This is a genomic window from Streptomyces sp. NPDC048392, assembly GCF_043200575.1.
Taxonomy (GTDB): Bacteria; Actinomycetota; Actinomycetes; order Streptomycetales; family Streptomycetaceae; genus Streptomyces.
Window position 1 is genome coordinate 33781 of the sequence record NZ_JBICYB010000017.1, and the last position, 18841, is coordinate 52621.

Below are 18841 nucleotides of genomic sequence, written 5' to 3' on the forward strand. Positions count from 1 at the left end.
GGGGCGGCCGGGGGCGGGGGGGCGCCGGGGGGGGGGGGGGGGGGGGGGGGGGGGGCGCGGCGGGGGGGGGGGGGGGGGCGGCGCGGGGCCCCGCCGCCCCCCCCACCGCCCTCGTCGGGCAGGACCGCCGTCCCGCCCCTCAGGGCCCTCGCCTCGCCCTCAGGCCTTGCGGTGCCTGCCGCTGCGCAGGTCCGCGGCCTCCGCGTCGGCGCCGGCCCCGGGCGGCTGCGGCAGGATGCCGTCGGCCTCCTGTGCGTGCCGGTCCCGCTCGGCCTTCTCCGCCTTCTCGGCTTCCTCCGCCGCCTCCATCTCCGCGAACACGTCGATGGGGGCCGGTGCCTTGGCCAGGAACACCCAGGTCAGCCAGACGGCGAGCAGGAAGGGCGGGATCTTCAGCGTCACCAGGACCCAGCCGAGCTGCTCGGTGTCCGCCCACCAGTACAGCGGGAAGAGGATCGCGCTCTTGGCGAGCAGGATCAGGCCCCAGGCGTAGCTGGCCTTGGTGTACGCCTTCTTGCGGCCCGGGTTGCGGGTGCGCCAGGAGAGGTTCTCCTTGAAGACCGGGCCGAGGATCAGGCCGATCAGCGGCACTCCGGCCAGCGAGGTGACGACGTACGCCAGCGCCAGGCCCAGGGTGTAGAGCATGCCCGGCAGATAGAAGTTCTTGGCGTTGTCGGTCATCATCGCGAAGACCACGCCGAAGGCGACGCCGAAGACGCCGCTGAAGGCGTGCTTGACGGTGTCCTTCATCACCAGCCGGACCACGACCAGCACCACCGACACGGCCAGGGCCGCGATCGCCGACATGTGCAGGTCGTTGTTGAGCGTGAAGATGGTGACGAAGATCAGGCCCGGGAGCACCGTCTCGATCATGCCGCGCACGCCGCCGAACGCCTCGAACAGCGCGGCCTCCGTCACCGCCCGGGCGTCGTCCGCTTCCGTGTCTTCGGTCGGCTTGTCGAGCGACGTCACCGGCTACTCCCGTCCGAGGGGTCTCAGTTCGTATTTCGGGTTGAAGAGCACCCGGCGGCCGCGGCTCATCGAGATCCGGCCCGATGCGATGAGCCTGCGCCCCGGCTCTATGCCCACGATGGAGCGTCTGCCCAGCCACACCACGTCCAGGGCGGCGGTGCCGTCGAACAGCTCGGCCTCCAGGGCGGGGACGCCCGCACGCGGTCGCAGGGTGACCGTGCGCAAGGTACCAGTAACCGACACGACCTGCCGGTCCTGACAGTCTCCGATGCGCGTGCAGCCGGCGGTGTCGGCGTCCTCACGCAGTTCCTCCGACTCCAGGTCCTCCTGTGACGAGGAGAGCCGGTCGAACATGCGCCGGAACCGGCCCACCGGCTTGTCGGAACGCGGAGCAGCACTCATGTCTGAAGCGTACCGGGGCCCGCCGACCGCCATGCACCCTCTCCCCGACGGGCACAGCGAGGCTCACCTCTCGAAGCGGTAGCCCACACCCGGCTCGGTGACCAGGTGCCGCGGGTGCGCGGGGTCCGCCTCCAGCTTGCGGCGCAGCTGGGCCATGTAGACCCGCAGATAGTTCGCCTCCGTCCCGTACGACGGGCCCCACACCTCCTGCAGCAGCTGTTTCTGGCTGACCAGGCGCCCCCTGTTGCGCACCAGTACCTCCAGCAGGTGCCACTCGGTGGGCGTCAGACGCACGTCCCTCCCGCCGCGGCCGACCTTCTTGGCGGCCAGGTCGACGGTGAAGTCCGGGGTGACCACGACCACGTCGCCCTGGCCCCCCTCGTCGCCCTCGTCGCCCTGGCCCCCCTCGTCGCCCTCGTCGCCTTCGTCGCCCGGGTGACGCTCAAAGCGGCCGCCCGGGTGACGCTCGGAGCGGCGTACGGCGGCCCGCAGCCGGGCCGGCAGCTCGTCCGTGCCGAACGGCTTGGTGACGTAGTCGTCGGCGCCCGCGTCGAGGGCCTCGGCCTTCTCGTCGGCGTCAAAGGAGTGCCGGGCGGACAGCACCAGGATCGGGCCCCGGGTCCAGCCTCGCAGCCCCTTGGCCACCTCGACGCCGTCCATGTCGGGCAGCCCCAGGTCCAGCACCACCACGTCGGGGTGACGGGCGGCGGCGAGCCGGAGGGCGGTGGCGCCGTCATGGGCGGCTTCCACCTCGTAGTGCCGAGCCCCGAGGCTGATCACGAGGGCCCGCGCGATCTGCGGCTCGTCGTCGACCACGAGCACCCTGGTGGCCTGCGGGCCTCCCCCGGTCGGGTTCAGCATCGGGTGGCCTGCCTTTCTGCCGTCGCGAGGTGGCGTGCCGGCCCGGACACACCCACCGCTCGGAGAGTGAGGACCGTGGTGAGACCGCCGCCGGGGATGTCCTCCGCGTGCAGGGTGCCGCCCATCGCCTCGGCGAATCCCCGGGCCGCGGCCGGACCGAGCCGCGCACCGCGTCGCGCCGGCGGCGCGGACCCGCCGCGGCCGGCGCGGGTCCGGGGCGCCACGCCGCCCTTCCGTTCCAGGGGAGCGGCCGACTCCACGCCGAAGGTACCGCACGCCTGTTCGAGGGGCGTCTCCTGGCCGGTCTCGCCGCCCAGGACGTCACCGGCCAGGAGGGCGAGGATCTCCGACGCGGCGCGCAGCCGGGCGGCCCGGTGGGTGCGGCCGGCCGTGACGCCCACGACCGCGGCCACGGCCGCGGAGAACGCGACGCCCACGCATACGGCGAGCGCAAGCGTGTTCCTCGGGTCGGCGATGGTGACCCGGTTGACAGGGGGCGCGAAGCACCAGTTCAGGAGCAGGCTCCCGGCCACGGCCGAGGCGAGCGCCGGGTACGGCCCGCCGAACGGCGCGGCCGCCACGGCCGGCGGCAGTTCGCGCGGCGCCGTGAGGCTGCCGGGGCGGAAGCGGAAGCAGCGGGACAGGGCCGCCCCGACCTCGTCCGGCTGGTGGATGTGGCCGTGGGCCGTGCGCCGGCGCAACGCCTGCGGCGACATGCCGACCGGCTCTGCCCGGTCCGCGCGCCGCGCCACCTCGTCCGGCACGCTCTCCCGCTGCCGTACGCCGGCGATCGACTCCACTACGCCGCCGAGTGACTCCGGGTGCTGGATGCTGGCGGCCGAGACCACGTCGGTCCCGGCCGCCGGCAGTCCTCCGACGTCCTGCCACCGCTCGGCGGTGCGCACGCCGGGGAGGTGGGTGCGGGCCGGTTCGTCCACCGGGATCACTTCGGGGCGGCGGGCCGGCACCGCGTCCGGGTCCAGCTCCGTGAAGCCCGCGCCGCGGTACTCCGGCACCCGGCGCGGCATCTGCTCCGGGCCGGGCGGCGTCACCTCGGTGCGCGCCCTGCCACGCTGTCCGAGGCGCACCGGTGCCCCGTTCGGCGCGCCGGTGCGTCTCGGACAGCGTGGCGTACGTCCTGCCGACACCGGTGCCGCACCGAGGCGGATTCGAAGCTTGCCGCGCCCCATGGCCTCATTGTCTTCCGGTCACCGCTGATCGCGCAGCGTCGGCCCTGCGGCCCGCGACGGCGGCTGAGGAGGCGCGGGGTGCCGATGCCGGTCGTCCTCGACGCAGGCCTGACGCCCGCGGCGTCACTGCTGGACGATCTCTCCGTCCCGCAGCTCCAGCACCCGGTCGGCGAGATCGAGCAGCGTGGCGTCGTGAGTGGCGACCAGTGCGGTGACCCGCTCGCTGCGTACGACGGCCCGCAGCAGTTCCATCACGGCGTGGCCGGTCTCCGCGTCCAGCTGGCCGGTGGGCTCGTCGGCGATCAGCAGCGCGGGGTTGTTGGCGAGGGCGCGGGCGATGGCGACCCGCTGCTGCTGTCCTCCGGACAGCTCGCCGGGGCGCTGGGCGGCGTGGTCGGCGAGGCCGACGAGGGAGAGCAGCAGCTCGACGCGTTCCTCGCGCTCACGCGGCGCGGCCCGGCGCAGCCGCAGCGGCACGCCGACGTTCTCGGCGGCGGTGAGGATAGGGACGAGCCCGAAGGACTGGAAGACGAAGCCGACCCGGTCCCGGCGCAGGGCGAGCAGCCCCTCCTCGTCCAGCTCAGCCAGCTCCCGGCCGTCGACCTCGACCCGTCCCGCGTCGGGGACGTCGAGGCCGCCGACGATGTTGAGCAGCGTGGTCTTCCCCGATCCGGACCGGCCCTTGAGGGCGACCAGTTCACCGCGCGGCACGTCGAAGGAGACGCCCCGCAGGGCGTGTACGGCGGCGGTGTCCCGACCGTACGACTTGCGCACGTCCTCGACGCGCACCATGGTCTCGGTGACCACCTGGCTCATGGGCCCTCCCCCGTCGTGAAGCGGGCGCCAGTATCACCGGCGGAGGCGGGCGGATTCAACGGCCCGGGACGGATCGCCCCGGCCACCGCCCCGGTCCGTCCCGTCGCGCCCGTGTCCCGGCCCCGCCCGGCGCCGTACCGCGCAAAGGGCCGCATCCCCCCGGGGACGCGGCCCTCGCGGCGCGTGTACGGCGGAAACCCACCGTACGGAGCCTTCGCTCGACGCACCTCGGTACTCGGCGAACCCCGGAACTCAGCGAACCTCGGTGATCTCAGGACCGCGCTGGAGCTGGCCCATTCCTCCGGCGAAGCGGGAGCCCTCCTCCTGCTGGACGCCCTCGGGGACCATCTGCGCGTCGTTCGGCAGCTTGAGGACGATCGGGTCCCGGGGGGCCATCGGGCCCTCGCCGCGGACCACGACCGTGTCCCGGAAGATCTGCTCCAGCAGACCGGCGGCCTGCGGCTGCACCGCGCCCTGGCCCGAGATCACTCCGCGCAGGAACCAGCGGGGCCCGTCCACACCGACGAACCGCACGACCTGGAAGCCGCCCGTGCCGTCCGGCAGCTGCACCGGGACCTGGGCCCGCAGCTCCCAGCCCAGCGGGCCCTCGACCTCGTCGATGATGCCGCCCTGCTGGGTGATGCCGGAGCCGATCTCCTCGCGCACCTCGCCCCAGATGCCCTCGCGCTTGGGCGCGGCGAAACCCTGGAGCTGGATGGCGCTGTCGCGCAGCACGACCGTCGCGGCGACGATCGCGTCGCCCGCGACCTCCACCCGCAGTTCCATGCCGTCGACCCCGGGGATGAACAGGCCTCCCAGGTCCACCCGGCCCTCGGCCGGGTCGCGGACCTCGGTGCTGTCCCAGGGCCCGTCGGGACGCGGTTCGGGCTCGAGCCGCACGCGTCCGCGCTCTTCGTCCGCCCCGGTGTCGACGCTGTCGACGACCTGCTCGGTCTCGCCGGCCGCGTCCTCGGCGGCATCCCTCTTCTTGCGACGTCCGAACACGTCACTGTCCTTCCCGGTCGGATACGACCGAAGCGTATCGATTCCCACCCGTCGGGCCGCCCTCGGCGACCTGACCGCTTGTGCCGCTTGCACGGTCCAACCCGGCGTGGCCGCCGGTGGACCCGAAGCCCCCCTCGGCCCGCGCCGAGCCGGGAAGCTCCGCGACCTGACGGAAGCGGACCCTCTCGACCTGCTGGACGACCAGTTGGGCAATCCGGTCGAAGCGCTCGAACCGCACGCTCTCGCGCGGGTCGAGATTCACCACGATCACCTTGATCTCCCCACGGTACCCGGCATCAATCGTCCCCGGGGCATTCACGAGGGCGACACCGCAGCGGGCGGCCAGCCCGGAACGTGGGTGCACGAAGGCCGCGTACCCCTCGGGGAGCGCCACAGACACGCCCGTGGGGAGTACTGCGCGTTCCCCGGGCGCGAGCTCGCGGTCGACGGTGGTGCGCAGATCGGCCCCCGCGTCGCCGGGCTGCGCGTACGACGGAAGCGGCACGTCGGGGTCCACGCGGCGGATCAGCACCTCGAGGCCGGCCCGGCTCACGGGTTCACCTCGAAGGCACGGGCCCGGCGGAGCCGGTCGGGGTCGTCCATGGCGGCGCGGATCTCCTCCTCGCGGCCGTTGCGGACGAAGTGCTCGACCCCGACCTCGATGAAGAGGGCGTCGGCGCGGACGGCCACGGGGCCCTCGGGCCCGCCGATGCGGCCGGTGGCGGTGGAGTAGATCTTCCGGCCGGCCACCGCGGTCACCTCGGCCTCCAGGTGCAGCCTCGTGTCGACGGGCACCGGACGCCGGAAGTCGGTCTCCAGCCGTCCGGTCACCGCGATCGTGCGCAGCAGCCAGTTCAGCGAGCCCAGCGTCTCGTCCAGCGCGGTGGCCAGCACGCCGCCGTGCGCCAGACCGGGAGCGCCCTGGTGGGCGGGCCGCACGGTGAACTCGGCGGTGATCGACACGCCTTCACCCGCCCGCGCCTGGAGGTGCAGTCCGTGGGGCTGGTCGCCGCCGCACCCGAAGCACTGGCCGTAGTGGGCGCCGAGCAGCTCGCCGGGGGCGGGCGCGTCGGGGTGCCGTACGGGTTTCACCGCGTCGGCGGGAGGCTGAAGACCTGGGGAAGTACCACTCACAGGCGCAGACCTTACCCGCGCGTCGGCCGAACACCGCCACCGTGCCAAGCTTGGTTCATGCAGCTCTCCCCCACCCCGTACGAAGAACGCCTCACCGCGCCCCGTTCCTGGTGGCTGGTCTCCTTCCTGGTGGGGCTGGCGTTCGCCCTGGTCCTGCTGCCCTTCGGCACGCTGCCGATGCTGGGCGGTCTGGCGGGCGGCACCGCGGTGGCGGCGGTGGCGGCCAGTTCGTACGGCGCGGTCCGCATCCGGGTCGTGGGCGACTCGCTCATCGCGGGCGAGGCGAAGGTGCCGGTCTCGGCGCTGGGCGAGGCGGAGATCCTCGATCCGGAGGAGGCCCGCGCCTGGCGCACGTACAAGGCCGACACCCGGGCGTTCCTGCTGCTGCGCGCCTACATTCCGAGGGCCGTGCGCGTGTTGGTCACGGACCCGCAGGACCCGACGCCGTACCTGTACCTGTCGACGCGTGAGCCGGAGCGGCTGATCGAGGCGCTGACGGCGGCGAAGGCGGCCGCCGCCTGACGCGAGGGACGCGGGGGCTGGTGCGGGTCAGCGGCCTTCTCTGCCGAAGCTTTCCCCGTCGTCGGCGGGGCCGGGTCCGATCCCCTTGGCGAGGTCGCCCATGTCCAGGGCGTCCTTGGGCCGCTCCAGGGCGGGGAGCTCGTCCAGCGCAGTCCAGGCGACCCGGTTCCTGCGCAGGTCGGTCCGGATCCTGGCGGCCAGCTTTCTGGTGTCGCGGCGGTTCATGACGGCACCCACGGCCGCGCCGACCATGAACGGCATCAGGTTCGGCAGGTCCCGCACCATCCGCTTCATGATCTGCTGGCGCAGCTGACGCTTCATGTGGCCGTTCATCGCCGAGCCGAGGGTCGACGGCTCGGACACGTCGACGCCGCGCTCACCGGACCAGGAGTTCAGGTACGCGGTGCTGCGCTGCGCGAGGCCGCCGGGCGGACGTACGCCGTAGACCTCGTGGAGTTCGGCGATCAGCTTGAGTTCGATCGCCGCGACGCCGGTGATCTCGGCGGCCAGCTCCGTGGGCATCGCGGGCGGTACGGGCAGCATCGCCGCCGCCCCGATGCCCGCTCCCACGGTCGCGGTGCCCTTGGCCGCGCCGGCCACGAGCCGGTCGGCGAGCTCCTCGGGTCCGAGGCCGGGGAACTGCCCGCGAAGCGTCGCCAGGTCCCGTACGGGCACGCGCGGGGCCAGGTCGATGATCCGGTCGGCGAGGTGCGCCAGGGCCGCCCTGGCGCGGGCACCGCCGTTGCGGACGCCCTGTCCGGCCTTTTCCCGGAAAGCCGCTGCCCGGCGCCGGGCAGCGGGTGCCGGGGGCTGCGCGGTCGCCGGGAGGTCACTCCGGTCGACCACTGACTCGAGCGGGGCCCTTCCCGTGGAGGTCGGGTCCCGCTCGTCGTCACGCGCGCTGTACGGACCGTCGGACGGTCCTTGGTCCGCTCCTCGTCGGGAGAAACGGCGCTTCCAGGGAGGGGTCGAGCCAGTCACGGCCGACCCCGCCTCAGTCGCAGTCGCGGCAGATCGGCTGGCCGTTCTTCTCCCGGGCCAGCTGGCTGCGGTGGTGCACGAGGAAGCAGCTCATGCAGGTGAACTCGTCCTGCTGCTTCGGCAGTACACGGACGGCCAGTTCCTCGTTCGAGAGGTCGGCGCCGGGAAGTTCGAGGCCTTCCGCGGCCTCGAACTCGTCGACGTCGACGGCCGAGGCGGACTTGTCGTTCCGCCTCGCCTTCAGCTCTTCGAGGCTGTCTGAATCGACGTCGTCGTCGGTCTTGCGTGGAGTGTCGTAATCGGTTGCCATGGTCGCTCTCCCCCTCTGGGTGTCTGCGGTGTCTTCAGCGCACGTAACGCGTGAGAGGCCGGACTTGTGCCCGACCTGAGGCGGAGATTTTGCCTCACATCAAGGTCTGTTACTCAATCGACACCCAACCGGACCCCTCACGAGTGATCGGCTTGGATGGCGATGGGGACCGTACACGGTCCGAATGCCGCACTACAAAGGCGTCTCACCGTGTACTTCCCGTGATCAGGGCCCCTGAAAACCGGGATTTTCCCGGCTTTCCGACAGGGTGCATGATCACGGAGAGTGGAGGGCGCGGAAGCCTCCGCTGTGATCGATCACACACGCGACTCCTGGACCGGTGGCCTGGAAATTTCGCTCAAAGCGAACATCCTCGGGTCTCGGTGAGATGTCGGGGTCATGATCTCAGACGGGCAGCGTCACACGCATCACGAGCCCTCCGCCCTCGCGCGGCCGAGCGTAGATCTGCCCGCCGTGCGCCCGGGCCACGGACCGCGCGATGGACAGCCCGAGGCCGACGCCCTTGTCGCTGCCCGTGCGCTCGGTGCGCAGCCGCCGGAACGGCTCGAAGAGGTTGTCCACCTCGTACGCCGGCACGACCGGGCCCGTGTTGGTGACCACCAGGACCGCCTGGCCGTTCTCGACGGCCGTCGTGACCTCCACCCAGCCCTGTTCGGCCGCGTTGTAGCGCACGGCGTTCTGGACGAGGTTCAGGGCGATCCGCTCCAGCAGGACGCCGTTGCCCTGGACCACCGCGGCCTCACGGGTGCCGCGGACCTCCACGCCTCTGGTCTCGGCTTCGGCGTGCACCTGGTCGATGGCCTGGCCGGCCACCTCGGCGAGGTCCACCGGTTTGCGCTCGACGATCTGGTTGTCGCTGCGGGCGAGCAGCAGCAGGCCCTCGACCAGCTGCTCGCTGCGTTCGTTGGTGGCCAGCAGCGTCTTGCCGAGCTGCTGGAGCTCCACCGGGGCGTTCGGATCGGACAGGTGCACTTCCAGGAGCGTGCGGTTGATCGCCAGCGGCGTGCGCAGCTCGTGGGAGGCGTTGCCGACGAAGCGCTGCTGGGCGGTGAAGGCCCGCTGCAGCCGCTCCAGCATGTCGTCGAAGGTGTCGGCCAGCTCCTTCAGCTCGTCGTCGGGGCCGTCCAGCTCGATCCGGCGGGAGAGGTCGGAGCCCGCCACCGCGCGCGCGGTGCGGGTGATCCGGCCCAGCGGCGACAGGACGCGTCCGGCCATGGCGTAGCCGAAGGCGAAGGCGATCACGGCGAGGCCGAGCAGCGCCAGCAGCGAGCGGCTGAGCAGGTTGTCCAGGGCGACCTTGCGCTGGTGGTCCATGCAGTCGCTGATCGCCGCGTTGAAGTCGGACAGCGACAGGTTGCCGTTGTCCACCACGGGGCAGTCGCTGCTGGAGACCTTGAGGTCGGCGAAGTCGACGATCTTGTACAGCGGTTCGTTGCCGGTGCGCACCGCCTGGGCGGCGAGCAGGTAGATGATCGACAGCAGCAGGATGCCGGCGATCAGGAACATGCCGCCGTACAGCAGCGTGAGCCGTATCCGGATGGTGGGGCGCAGCCACGGCAGGGGCGTGGCCGAGCGGGGGTCCCAGGTGGGCTTGGGGGGCGCGCCGGGGGGCGCGGGTGTCGTCGCCACGGCCGGTCAGATCCGGTAGCCGGAGCCGGGCACGGTGACGATGACGGGCGGTTCGCCCAGCTTGCGGCGCAGGGTCATGACGGTCACGCGCACGACGTTGGTGAACGGGTCGGTGTTCTCGTCCCAGGCCTTCTCCAGCAGCTGCTCCGCGGAGACCACGGCGCCCTCGCTGCGCATGAGGACCTCAAGGACGGCGAACTCCTTGGGGGCGAGCTGCACCTCCTTGCCGTCGCGGAAGACCTCGCGGCGGTTCGGGTCGAGCTTGATCCCGGCGCGCTCCAGGACCGGCGGCAGGGGCACACTGGTGCGCCGGCCCAGGGCCCGCACCCGGGCGATCAGCTCGCTGAACGCGAACGGCTTGGGCAGGTAGTCGTCGGCGCCGATCTCCAGGCCCTCGACCCGGTCGCTGACGTCGCCGGAGGCCGTGAGCATGAGCACGCGGGTGGGCATGCCCAGCTCGACGATCCTGCGGCACACGTCGTCGCCGTGCACGAGCGGGAGGTCGCGGTCGAGGACGACCACGTCGTAGTCGTTGACGCCGATGCGCTCCAGGGCGGCCGCGCCGTCGTACACGACGTCGACGGCCATGGCCTCCCGGCGCAGTCCGGTGGCCACCGCATCGGCGAGCAGTTGCTCGTCCTCGACGACGAGTACGCGCACGTCGCTTGTCCTTCCTGACGTCCACCCGCGTAGCGCTTGTCGCGCGCACGAGGGCAGGGGTCTGCCGGGTGTGTTGCCTCCATCCTGCCCTTTTCGGCCATAAGTCGGCTGTAAGGCGGCTGAGGCCGAGTGCGGGGCCGGTGCCGGAGAAAGGTGCGGAAGCGGGAATGGGAGATTTTCTCGCGCGGTTGAGGTTTCCGCGAAGGGGAGCTGGGGGAGGACGGCTTTACACCCCGCGATCACGCTCTGCCTGTACCACGTTACCGCGCGGTACGCCTCGGTCCGCTTCCGCAGAGTGGGCGTGGGTGTCCGGCACCGTCGCCGCCCGGCAGGGCAGCGCTGGGCACTCCACCGGAGACGTGATCGCCCCTTTCGAAACGGCACACCCCCGTGCCGACGACCCACGACCCAGGACGAGGGGGCGCAGCATGGACGCTTTCACCGCAGGACTTCTGCAGCGCATAAAGACGACCGAGTCCGACCTGTCCCGGGCCCGCGACGAGGGCGACGAGTTCCTTGTCGACGTGGAGCTGGGCGAGCTGGACGACCTGCGCCGTCTCGCTGCCGAGCACGGTGTGGAGGTCGGCGCGACCAACGCCTGACCGCCCGCGAACGAGGCCCCGGCGAGGTCCAGCGCCGGGGCCTCGCCGCGCGGTTGGCCGTCCGGCGGCGAGGTGCCGGGGAGCGGGCCCGCCCCCGCCCGGGGCGCGTGGCCGGGGCGCATGGCCGGGGCGCCGACGCCGGGGCGGCACCCGCTCCCCCGGTGCGACGGAGCGGGTGCTGGCCCGTCTCACGGGACGCCGGGAGACCGCGCCTGCGGGGGCGGCGAAACGGGACGCGCGCAGCGTCGCACCGGGTCCCCGCGAAGGTGCCGCCGCCCGGCACGACGGACACAGGTCGGGCAGCACCTCCATGCTCCGGACACCGCCCCCGCTCCCCCGAGGGGCTGGGGGACGGCCCGGCTCGACACGCCGGGTGTCGGCGATCGATCCCCGTCCGGGGGGACCTGGCGTCCATCCGGCGGGCTGCCCCGCCCCTCGCCGTCCACGGGCGACGCCGGCTCGGTGCGTCCGACGACGGACCGGCGGGGCCGCCCGACCAGTACCCCGCTGCCTCGCACCGGCCGGACGCGAGGGCGCCACCCGCCCCCGCGGCGGGTCCTGACGCGGGGGGCGGGCGGCACCGACGGCTCGCCGTGCCGACCGGACGCCGGCCGTCCGATCCGGGCCCGGACGGGCCTACGCGCCGAAGTCCGCCAGAAGCCGCTGGAGGGGCTCGAAGACGGCCGGAGTGGCAGCGACCGTCAGGTCGTTGGTGGGGCGCTCACCGGGGCGTCCACCGGTCACCGCGCCCGCCTCCCGGGCGATCAGGTCGCCCGCCGCGACGTCCCAGGGGTGCAGACCGCGCTCGTAGTAGCCGTCGAGGCGTCCCGCGGCCACGTCGCACAGGTCGATCGCGGCCGAGCCGCCGCGCCGGATGTCCCGCACCAGCGGAATGAGCCGCCGCGCGATCTCGGCCTGCTCCGCGCGGACGTCGGCGACATAGTTGAAGCCGGTGGAGACCAGCGCCTGGTCCAGCGGTGCCGCGGACCGGCAGACGAGCCTGCGTTCGCCCTCCCAGGCGCCCGTCGCCCAGGCGCCGCCGCCCAGCAGCGCGTGGTAGGACTCGCCCCGCATCGGGGCCACCACCACCCCGGCCACCCGCTCGCCGTCCTGCTCGGCGGCGATGGAGACCGCCCAGGTGGGCAGTCCGTAGAGGTAGTTGACCGTGCCGTCGAGCGGGTCGATGACCCAGCGGACGCCGCTGGTGCCCTCCGTGGCGGAGCCCTCCTCGCCGAGGAAACCGTCGTCGGGACGGCGGTCGGCGATCAGCCCGGTGATCAGCTTCTCCGCCGCGATGTCCATCTCGGTGACCACGTCGATCGGACTGGACTTGGTGGCGGCGACCGCGAGGTCGGCCGGGCGGCCGTCCCGCAGCAGCTCGCCCGCGCGGTGGGCGGCCTCCCGGCCGATCTTCAGCAGGTCGGCGTGGAGCGGGTCGGGCGTCACGTCGGTCACGGGGCTCCTCACGCGTAGGGACTGTCGGCGCCCGCGGCGGCGGGGCGGGGGGTACGGGCGGGGCAGCAGCCGGCCGGGCACAGGTGGTGGCTCGCCCCGAGGGCGCCGAGTGCGCACGGCGCGACACCTTCTCCGCGCTCGTCGCCGGCCCGCTCCAGGACGAGGTCCCGGACCGCCGCGGCGAACCGCGGGTCGGCGCCCACGGTGGCCGAGCGGCGCACCGGCAGCCCCAGCTCCTCGGCCTTGGCGGTGGCCTCCGTGTCGAGGTCGTAGAGGACCTCCATGTGGTCGGAGACGAATCCGATGGGGGCCATCACCACGGCGGGGGCGCCGGCCGCCTGCCGCTCCGCCAGGTGGTCGCAGATGTCGGGCTCCAGCCACGGGATGTGCGGGGCGCCCGAGCGCGACTGGTAGACGAGCTGCCAGGGGTGGTCGACACCGGTGCGCTCACGGACGGCGTCGGCGATCAGCTGCGCCACGTCCAGGTGCTGGCGCACGTACGCCCCGCCGTCGCCGTGTCCCCCGACGGGACCGGAGGTGTCCGCGGAGGCGGTGGGGATCGAGTGGGTCGAGAACGCGATGTGCGCGCCGTCCCGGACGTTCTCGGGCAGCTCGGCGAGGGACCGGACGACCCCGTCGACCATGGGCTCGACGAAGCCCGGGTGGTTGAAGTAGTGCCGCAGCTTGTCGATCCTCGGCGGCTCCAGTCCCTCGGATGCCAGGGCGGCGAGCGCGTCCGCGAGGTTCTCGCGGTACTGGCGGCAGCCCGAGTACGAGGCGTAGGCGCTGGTGGCCAGGACCAGGATGCGGCGGCGGCCGTCGCGGACCATGTCGCGCAGGGTGTCCGTCAGGTACGGCGCCCAGTTGCGGTTGCCCCAGTAGACGGGCAGGTCCAGGCCGTGCTCGGCGAAGTCCTTGCGCAGGGCGTCCAGCAGGGCACGGTTCTGGTCGTTGATGGGGCTGACCCCACCGAAGAGGAAGTAGTGCTGTCCGACTTCCTTGAGGCGTTCCTTGGGGATGCCGCGCCCTCGGGTCACGTTCTCCAGGAACGGGACCACGTCGTCCGGTCCCTCCGGGCCGCCGAACGAGAGCAGGAGCAGGGCGTCGTAGGGGTTGGCATCGAGCTGGTCTGGCATGTCTCGATCCTGCCACCCGGCACTGACAGCGGGGAAACGGTGGGGTACCGGCCGTGCGTTCCACCAGGTCCGCGGGGGTGTTGCCGGGCGTTCGGGCGAGTAAGCTGTATCGACTGCGTTCGCACCTTACTGAGCCTTTTCCGGAGACCTCGTTGGCCAGTCCCTACCGCGCTCTGTTCACCGTCCCCGGCACCAAGGGCTTCTCCGCCGCGGGCTTCCTCGGCCGGATGCCGCTGTCGATGATGGGCATCGGCGTGGTGACGATGATCTCGCAGCTCACCGGGCGCTACGGACTGGCCGGGGCCCTGTCCGCCACCATCGCGCTCGCCGCGGCCGTGGCCGGGCCGCAGGTCTCCCGTCTGGTGGACCGGTACGGCCAGCGCCGGGTGCTGCGCCCGGCGACCCTGGTGTCGCTGACCGCGGCCGCGGTGCTCCTGCCGGCCGCGCACCACGGGTGGCCGGACTGGGTGCTGTTCGCGTCCTGTGTCGGCATCGGCTGTGTGCCCAGCCTCGGCGCGATGGTCCGGGCCCGCTGGGCGGCCCTGTACCGGGGCACACCTCGACTGCACACCGCGTACTCCTTCGAGTCCGTGGTGGACGAGATCTGTTTCATCTTCGGCCCGATCATCTCCATCGGACTGTCCACGGCCTGGTTCCCGGAGGCCGGGCCGCTGCTCGCCGCCTGCTTCCTGGCGACGGGCGTCTTCTGGCTGACCTCGCAGCGCGCCACCGAGCCGGAACCGCACCCGCGCGAGCACAAGGGCGGCGGCACGGCACTGCGCTCCCGGGCGCTTCAGGTCCTGGTCGGCACGTTCGCGGCCACGGGAACGATCTTCGGGGCCATCGATGTCGTCACCGTGGCGTTCGCCGAGGAGGAAGGGCACAAGGCCGCCGCCAGCCTCGTACTCGCGCTCTACGCGGCGGGATCGTGCACGGCGGCCATGGTGTTCGGGCTGCTGCGCTTCGCCGGGCCGCCCGAACGCCGCTGGCTGCTGGGCGTGTGTGCGATGGCCGTGAGTATGATCCCCCTTCTACTGGTCGGAAACCTGCTGTTTCTGGCCGCGGCGCTGTTCGTTGCGGGTCTGTCCATCGCTCCCACGATGATCACGACGATGTCCCTCATCGAAGAGCACGTACCACGCACGCAGCTCACCGAGGGCATGACCTGGGTGAGTACCGGACTCGCGGTCGGGGTCGCGCTCGGCTCCTCCGCGGGCGGCTGGGTGATCGACACCTCCGGGGCGCGTGCCGGGTACGGGGTTCCGGCGGTGGCCGGGGTCGTCGCGGTCGCGGTCGGTTTCCTCGGGTACCGCCGGCTCAAGCGGCCGGATCCGCGTCGGGGAGGGACCGTTGAGCAGCACACGCACGGCGAACGGCAGAACGAGCGGCAGGCACGGTACGTGGCGTAACTGGGGCGGCAATGTCTCCGCGCGCCCCGCGCGGGAGGTCACTCCCGCCTCCGTCGACGAACTGGCCGGGGCCGTTCGCAGGGCGGCCGAGGACGGGCTGCGGGTCAAGGCGGTCGGCACCGGGCATTCCTTCACGTCCATAGCCGCGACGGACGGTGTGTTGATCCGCCCTCAACTGCTGACGGGCATCCGCGGCATCGACCGCGCCGCCATGACGGTCACCGTCGAGGCGGGTACCCCGCTCAAGAGGCTCAACATGGCCCTCGCACGCGAGGGGCTGTCGCTGACCAACATGGGCGACATCATGGAGCAGACCGTCTCCGGCGCGACCAGCACCGGCACGCACGGCACGGGCCGCGACTCCGCCTCGATCGCCGCCCAGATCCGGGGCCTGGAGCTGGTCACGGCGGACGGGTCCGTGCTGTCCTGCTCCGAGCGCGAGCATCCCGAGGTGTTCGCCGCGGCCCGGATCGGCCTCGGCGCGCTGGGCGTCGTCACCGCGATCACCTTCGCCGTGGAGCCGATCTTCCTGCTCACGGCCCGCGAGGAGCCCATGCCGTTCGACCGGGTCCTGGCCGACTTCGACGAACTGTGGTCCGAGAACGAGCACTTCGAGTTCTACTGGTTCCCGCACACCGGCAGCACCAACACCAAGCGCAACAATCGCAGCGCCGGTCCGGAGCAGCCGGTGGGGCGGTTCCAGGGCTGGCTGGACGACGAGTTCCTGTCCAACGGCGTCTTCCAGGCTGCCAACTGGGTCGGCCGCGCGGTGCCCGCCACCGTCCCGGGGATCGCCCGGATCTCCAGCAGGGCGCTCTCCGCGCGGACGTACACGGACGTCCCCTACAAGGTCTTCACCTCGCCGCGCCGGGTGCGGTTCGTCGAGATGGAGTACGCCGTCCCGCGCGAGGCCGTCGTCGAGACGCTGCGTGAACTGAGGGCGATGGTCGACCGGTCACGGCTGCGGATCAGTTTCCCGGTCGAGGTGCGCACGGCCCCGGCCGACGACATCACACTGTCCACCGCCTCGGGGCGCGACAGCGCGTACATCGCGGTGCACATGTTCCGGGGCACGCCTTACCAGGCGTACTTCAGCGCCGCCGAGCGCGTCTTCACGGCGCACGAGGGCCGGCCGCACTGGGGCAAGGTGCACACCCGGGACGCCGGGTACTTCTCCCGGGTGTATCCGCGCTTCGGCGAGTTCACGGCACTGCGGGACCGTCTCGACCCGGATCGGCTGTTCCTGAACGACTACTTGCGCCGGGTCCTGGGACCGTAGCCGAAGCGTCCGGCTCGGGGGTCCCGGTGTCCCCGGAACCCCCGCCACCTGAGGCGTCCGGAGTGGGTGCCGGGCCGGACGCCGTACCGCCGTCCCGCGTCGGACCGCCGTCCGGCGACGCGCTGCCGCCCGTCGCGTCCGGGCTCCCCGAAGGGGTCGGGGCCGGGGCGCCGCTTGCGGAACCGGAGTCGCCCGGGTCGCCGGAAGAGTCCCGGCCGTCCCGCGCGTCCTCGGAGTCACCCGGCTTCCCCGGCTCTCCGGCATCCGACGCGGCTTCGTCGTGACCGGTGAAGGCGCTGCCGACGGTGGTGCTGTGACCGCCGCTCAGGTTCTGGCCGGACACGACCTCGTACGCGGTGATCCCTGCCATGGTGACGCCGAAGACGAGAGCGGCCGCGACCAGCGGGCGCCTCCAACCCGTGGTCCGGGCGCGGTAGACGGTGCCGTCGGTGAACCCGACCGGAGCCGGGGCCCGTACCGGAGCCTGGACCGGCGCGGTGCGTCCGCCGGCCGGCACGGTGCCGACGGTGCGCTTCACCCGGATCTGCTCCCCGGTGTGCTTGAAGAAGTGCTGGAGTACCGAACCCCCGCAGGTGGCGACGACACTGATCAGGCCGGCGCCGACGATCGTCCCGTAGACGCCGAAGGACGAGGCGAGCTTGGCGGCCACCACCGCCGCCACGGCGCTGCCCGCGACCTGGGGCAGGCTCAGGTCGATGCGCCTGGACTCCCCCTTCGTACGCACGTCCACCCCACCTGCGCCATCGGACTTCTCACGCATCCTCGGACCTTGCCTGCCTTCCCCGCACGGAATCGATCAACTGCACGAGAAAAGGACGTGCGGCCGATACCGTTAGTTCCGTTTCGGGCGATTGCGTGAACTACGCCACGTCCAAGATCACGGAAACCGCACCAGGAACGGCCAAGCGGCGCCTCTTGCCAGAAGTTGGGCGGCGCGCCAATCCACGCACGTGGCCCGAATGGAGTACTGTTGCGAGCCCTGGGGCCGGGCTCCCGAGAGGCGGTCCGAAACCTTGAAGGACCGCCGGGAGGGGGCTAGTTGCACAGGGTGACCAAGTTGGTCACTTAGCGTTGCGAATAGAGTACCGTGCCATAGCGGCGATCCAGGGCCCGCGCCCGACACGCCGGGCAACTCGGCAAGGTTGTGGCAGGCTGCACCCGGGCAGGTCACACTCGACAGAGCGGAAGCAGCGACGCACGTGACGTCGGCAGGCACCACCCGGGAGGTCCCCATGCCCGAACTGCGTGTCGTGGCCGTCTCGAATGACGGCACACGGCTGGTGCTGAAGGCTGCGGACAGCACGGAGTACACGCTTCCGATCGACGAGCGGCTCCGCGCCGCCGTGCGCGGCGACCGTCCCCGCCTCGGCCAGATCGAGATCGAGGTGGAGAGCCATCTCCGCCCCCGCGACATCCAGGCGCGTATACGTGCCGGCGCGACCGCGGAAGAGGTCGCCCAGATGGCCGGCATCCCCGTCGATCGCGTACGGCGCTTCGAGGGCCCCGTGCTGGCCGAGCGCGCCTTCATGGCGGAGCGGGCCCGCAAGACCCCCGTCCGCCGTCCCGGCGAGAACTCCGGACCGCCCCTCGGCGAGGCCGTTCAGGAGCGGCTGCTGCTGCGCGGCGCCGACAAGGACACCGTCCAGTGGGATTCCTGGCGCCGCGACGACGGCACCTGGGAAGTCCTGCTGGTCTACCTGGTCGCGGGCGAACCGCACTCGGCGAGCTGGACGTACGACCCGCCCCGGCGGCTCGTCCAGGCCGTCGACGCGGAGGCGCGCGCGCTGATCGGCGAGTCCGACGACCTCGCCGCGCCCGAGCCCAGCTTCCCGTTCGTGCCGCGCATCGCCCGGCTGCCGCGCGACCGTCCGCTGGACCGGACCCTCGACCGGGAGCAGCGGGAGCGGCCGAGTCTGTCCCCGCCGCCGTCCGAGCCGGCCGACGACACCGCGGCCACCGCCTCGGCCGAACGCGACTCCCTCACCAGCCTGCTGGAGGCCGTACCGAGCTTCCGCGGTGATCTGGTGGTGCCCGAGCGCGTTCCGGAGCCGGTGGAGGAGCCCGTCGAGGAGCCCGAGGTGGAGGAGCCGCCCGCGGCGTCGGCCGGTTCCGCCTACGCCGACGTGCTCATGCCGCGCTCGGTGGCCAGCCACCGCGACCGTCTCACCGGCTCCACCGACCGCCAGGCCGAGGCCGACGGGGTCCGGCCGGGCCGCCGCGCGGCGGTGCCCAGCTGGGACGAGATCGTGTTCGGGACGCGGCGGAAGAAGCAGGAGTAGACCGGGACTCCGCCGTGCGACCGGGTTTTCGCCGTGCGCCGACAACCATGACGTGGGGGGGGGGGGGGGGGGGGCCCCCCCCGGGGGGGGCCCCCCCCCCCCCCCCCCGCCCCCGCCGCGGGGGGCCCCCCCCCCCCCCCCCCCCCCCGCGCCGCCC

Annotated in this window: 20 protein-coding genes; 5 read left to right on the plus strand and 15 right to left on the minus strand. The window is 72.7% G+C overall.

What is annotated here, in order from left to right; translation table 11 throughout:
- Window positions 1–159 precede the first annotated feature (159 nt).
- The 8 genes from ACGFYH_RS22440 to ACGFYH_RS22475 form a co-directional block, all read right to left on the minus strand.
- A complete protein-coding gene (locus tag ACGFYH_RS22440) occupies window positions 160–972 on the minus strand; it encodes a DUF3159 domain-containing protein (protein WP_393804929.1) in 813 nt (270 codons plus the stop codon).
- A gap of 3 nt (window positions 973–975) precedes the next feature.
- Window positions 976–1374 carry an OB-fold nucleic acid binding domain-containing protein gene (locus ACGFYH_RS22445; protein WP_393804930.1) on the minus strand — a complete coding sequence of 133 codons (399 nt, stop codon included), beginning with the start codon at window positions 1372–1374 and terminating at the stop codon, window positions 976–978.
- A gap of 63 nt (window positions 1375–1437) precedes the next feature.
- Window positions 1438–2235: a response regulator gene (locus ACGFYH_RS22450; protein WP_393804931.1), complete on the minus strand. Its 798-nt coding sequence runs from the start codon at window positions 2233–2235 to the stop codon at window positions 1438–1440.
- On the minus strand, window positions 2229–3425 hold the full coding sequence (locus ACGFYH_RS22455) for a DUF4118 domain-containing protein (RefSeq protein ID WP_393804932.1): 1197 nt from the start codon (window positions 3423–3425) through the stop codon (window positions 2229–2231). The genes ACGFYH_RS22450 and ACGFYH_RS22455 overlap by 7 nt, the downstream gene beginning before the upstream one ends.
- Before the next feature lie 123 nt (window positions 3426–3548).
- Window positions 3549–4241: an ABC transporter ATP-binding protein gene (locus ACGFYH_RS22460; protein ID WP_393804933.1), complete on the minus strand. Its 693-nt coding sequence runs from the start codon at window positions 4239–4241 to the stop codon at window positions 3549–3551.
- 252 nt (window positions 4242–4493) lie between these two features.
- Window positions 4494–5246 carry a DUF3710 domain-containing protein gene (locus ACGFYH_RS22465; RefSeq protein WP_393804934.1) on the minus strand — a complete coding sequence of 251 codons (753 nt, stop codon included), beginning with the start codon at window positions 5244–5246 and terminating at the stop codon, window positions 4494–4496.
- A 1-nt stretch (window position 5247) separates the two neighbouring features.
- Window positions 5248–5799 carry a dUTP diphosphatase gene (dut, locus tag ACGFYH_RS22470; protein WP_393804935.1) on the minus strand — a complete coding sequence of 184 codons (552 nt, stop codon included), beginning with the start codon at window positions 5797–5799 and terminating at the stop codon, window positions 5248–5250.
- Complete coding sequence (locus tag ACGFYH_RS22475) at window positions 5796–6380, minus strand: PaaI family thioesterase (RefSeq protein WP_393804936.1); 585 nt, start codon at window positions 6378–6380, stop codon at window positions 5796–5798. The genes dut and ACGFYH_RS22475 overlap by 4 nt, the downstream gene beginning before the upstream one ends.
- 57 nt (window positions 6381–6437) lie before the next feature.
- On the opposite strand from ACGFYH_RS22475, the gene ACGFYH_RS22480 reads away from it, so the two are divergent.
- Window positions 6438–6902 carry a DUF3093 domain-containing protein gene (locus ACGFYH_RS22480; protein ID WP_393804937.1) on the plus strand — a complete coding sequence of 155 codons (465 nt, stop codon included), beginning with the start codon at window positions 6438–6440 and terminating at the stop codon, window positions 6900–6902.
- A 27-nt stretch (window positions 6903–6929) separates the two neighbouring features.
- On the opposite strand, the gene ACGFYH_RS22485 is transcribed toward ACGFYH_RS22480, so the two are convergent.
- The 4 genes from ACGFYH_RS22485 to ACGFYH_RS22500 form a co-directional block, all read right to left on the minus strand.
- Window positions 6930–7883: a hypothetical protein gene (locus tag ACGFYH_RS22485; RefSeq protein ID WP_393804938.1), complete on the minus strand. Its 954-nt coding sequence runs from the start codon at window positions 7881–7883 to the stop codon at window positions 6930–6932.
- Between the two features lie 13 nt (window positions 7884–7896).
- The gene (locus tag ACGFYH_RS22490; RefSeq protein ID WP_003993510.1) at window positions 7897–8193 is read right to left on the minus strand and encodes a DUF4193 domain-containing protein; all 297 of its coding nucleotides are present in this window, start codon (window positions 8191–8193) and stop codon (window positions 7897–7899) included.
- Window positions 8194–8598: 405 nt separating this feature from the next.
- Window positions 8599–9843, minus strand: coding sequence for a sensor histidine kinase (locus ACGFYH_RS22495; RefSeq protein ID WP_393804939.1), 1245 nt, complete (start codon window positions 9841–9843; stop codon window positions 8599–8601).
- A 6-nt stretch (window positions 9844–9849) separates the two neighbouring features.
- On the minus strand, window positions 9850–10503 hold the full coding sequence (locus ACGFYH_RS22500) for a response regulator transcription factor (protein WP_007387794.1): 654 nt from the start codon (window positions 10501–10503) through the stop codon (window positions 9850–9852).
- A 428-nt stretch (window positions 10504–10931) separates the two neighbouring features.
- Here ACGFYH_RS22500 and ACGFYH_RS22505 point away from each other — a divergent pair, with 428 nt between their 5' ends.
- Window positions 10932–11105, plus strand: coding sequence for a hypothetical protein (locus ACGFYH_RS22505; RefSeq protein ID WP_393804940.1), 174 nt, complete (start codon window positions 10932–10934; stop codon window positions 11103–11105).
- Between the two features lie 636 nt (window positions 11106–11741).
- Here ACGFYH_RS22505 and ACGFYH_RS22510 read toward each other — a convergent pair.
- Entirely contained in the window at window positions 11742–12560 is an 819-nt protein-coding gene (locus ACGFYH_RS22510) for an inositol monophosphatase family protein (protein ID WP_393804941.1), read from the minus strand.
- Window positions 12561–12568: 8 nt separating this feature from the next.
- Window positions 12569–13696, minus strand: coding sequence for a ferrochelatase (locus ACGFYH_RS22515; protein WP_393804942.1), 1128 nt, complete (start codon window positions 13694–13696; stop codon window positions 12569–12571).
- Window positions 13697–13848: 152 nt separating this feature from the next.
- Here ACGFYH_RS22515 and ACGFYH_RS22520 point away from each other — a divergent pair, with 152 nt between their 5' ends.
- The gene (locus ACGFYH_RS22520; RefSeq protein WP_393804943.1) at window positions 13849–15105 is read left to right on the plus strand and encodes an MFS transporter; all 1257 of its coding nucleotides are present in this window, start codon (window positions 13849–13851) and stop codon (window positions 15103–15105) included.
- On the plus strand, window positions 15047–16384 hold the full coding sequence (locus ACGFYH_RS22525; RefSeq protein WP_393804944.1) for a D-arabinono-1,4-lactone oxidase: 1338 nt from the start codon (window positions 15047–15049) through the stop codon (window positions 16382–16384). The genes ACGFYH_RS22520 and ACGFYH_RS22525 overlap by 59 nt, the downstream gene beginning before the upstream one ends.
- On the opposite strand, the gene ACGFYH_RS22530 is transcribed toward ACGFYH_RS22525, so the two are convergent.
- The gene (locus ACGFYH_RS22530; RefSeq protein WP_393804945.1) at window positions 16308–17165 is read right to left on the minus strand and encodes a hypothetical protein; all 858 of its coding nucleotides are present in this window, start codon (window positions 17163–17165) and stop codon (window positions 16308–16310) included. The genes ACGFYH_RS22525 and ACGFYH_RS22530 overlap by 77 nt on opposite strands.
- 472 nt (window positions 17166–17637) lie before the next feature.
- Here ACGFYH_RS22530 and sepH point away from each other — a divergent pair, with 472 nt between their 5' ends.
- A complete protein-coding gene (gene sepH / locus ACGFYH_RS22535; RefSeq protein ID WP_393804946.1) occupies window positions 17638–18684 on the plus strand; it encodes a septation protein SepH in 1047 nt (348 codons plus the stop codon).
- The last annotated feature ends 157 nt before the right edge of the window (window positions 18685–18841 follow it).

Coding starts and splice junctions, on each gene's coding strand:
- ACGFYH_RS22445 (WP_393804930.1), bottom strand. CDS start 1,374: ATGAGTGCTGCTCCGCGTTCCGACAAGCCGGTGGGCCGGTTCCGGCGC.
- ACGFYH_RS22450 (WP_393804931.1), bottom strand. CDS start 2,235: ATGCTGAACCCGACCGGGGGAGGCCCGCAGGCCACCAGGGTGCTCGTG.
- ACGFYH_RS22455 (WP_393804932.1), bottom strand. CDS start 3,425: ATGGGGCGCGGCAAGCTTCGAATCCGCCTCGGTGCGGCACCGGTGTCG.
- ACGFYH_RS22460 (WP_393804933.1), bottom strand. CDS start 4,241: ATGAGCCAGGTGGTCACCGAGACCATGGTGCGCGTCGAGGACGTGCGC.
- ACGFYH_RS22480 (WP_393804937.1), top strand. CDS start 6,438: ATGCAGCTCTCCCCCACCCCGTACGAAGAACGCCTCACCGCGCCCCGT.
- ACGFYH_RS22490 (WP_003993510.1), bottom strand. CDS start 8,193: ATGGCAACCGATTACGACACTCCACGCAAGACCGACGACGACGTCGAT.
- ACGFYH_RS22505 (WP_393804940.1), top strand. CDS start 10,932: ATGGACGCTTTCACCGCAGGACTTCTGCAGCGCATAAAGACGACCGAG.
- ACGFYH_RS22515 (WP_393804942.1), bottom strand. CDS start 13,696: ATGCCAGACCAGCTCGATGCCAACCCCTACGACGCCCTGCTCCTGCTC.
- ACGFYH_RS22530 (WP_393804945.1), bottom strand. CDS start 17,165: ATGCGTGAGAAGTCCGATGGCGCAGGTGGGGTGGACGTGCGTACGAAG.
- sepH (WP_393804946.1), top strand. CDS start 17,638: ATGCCCGAACTGCGTGTCGTGGCCGTCTCGAATGACGGCACACGGCTG.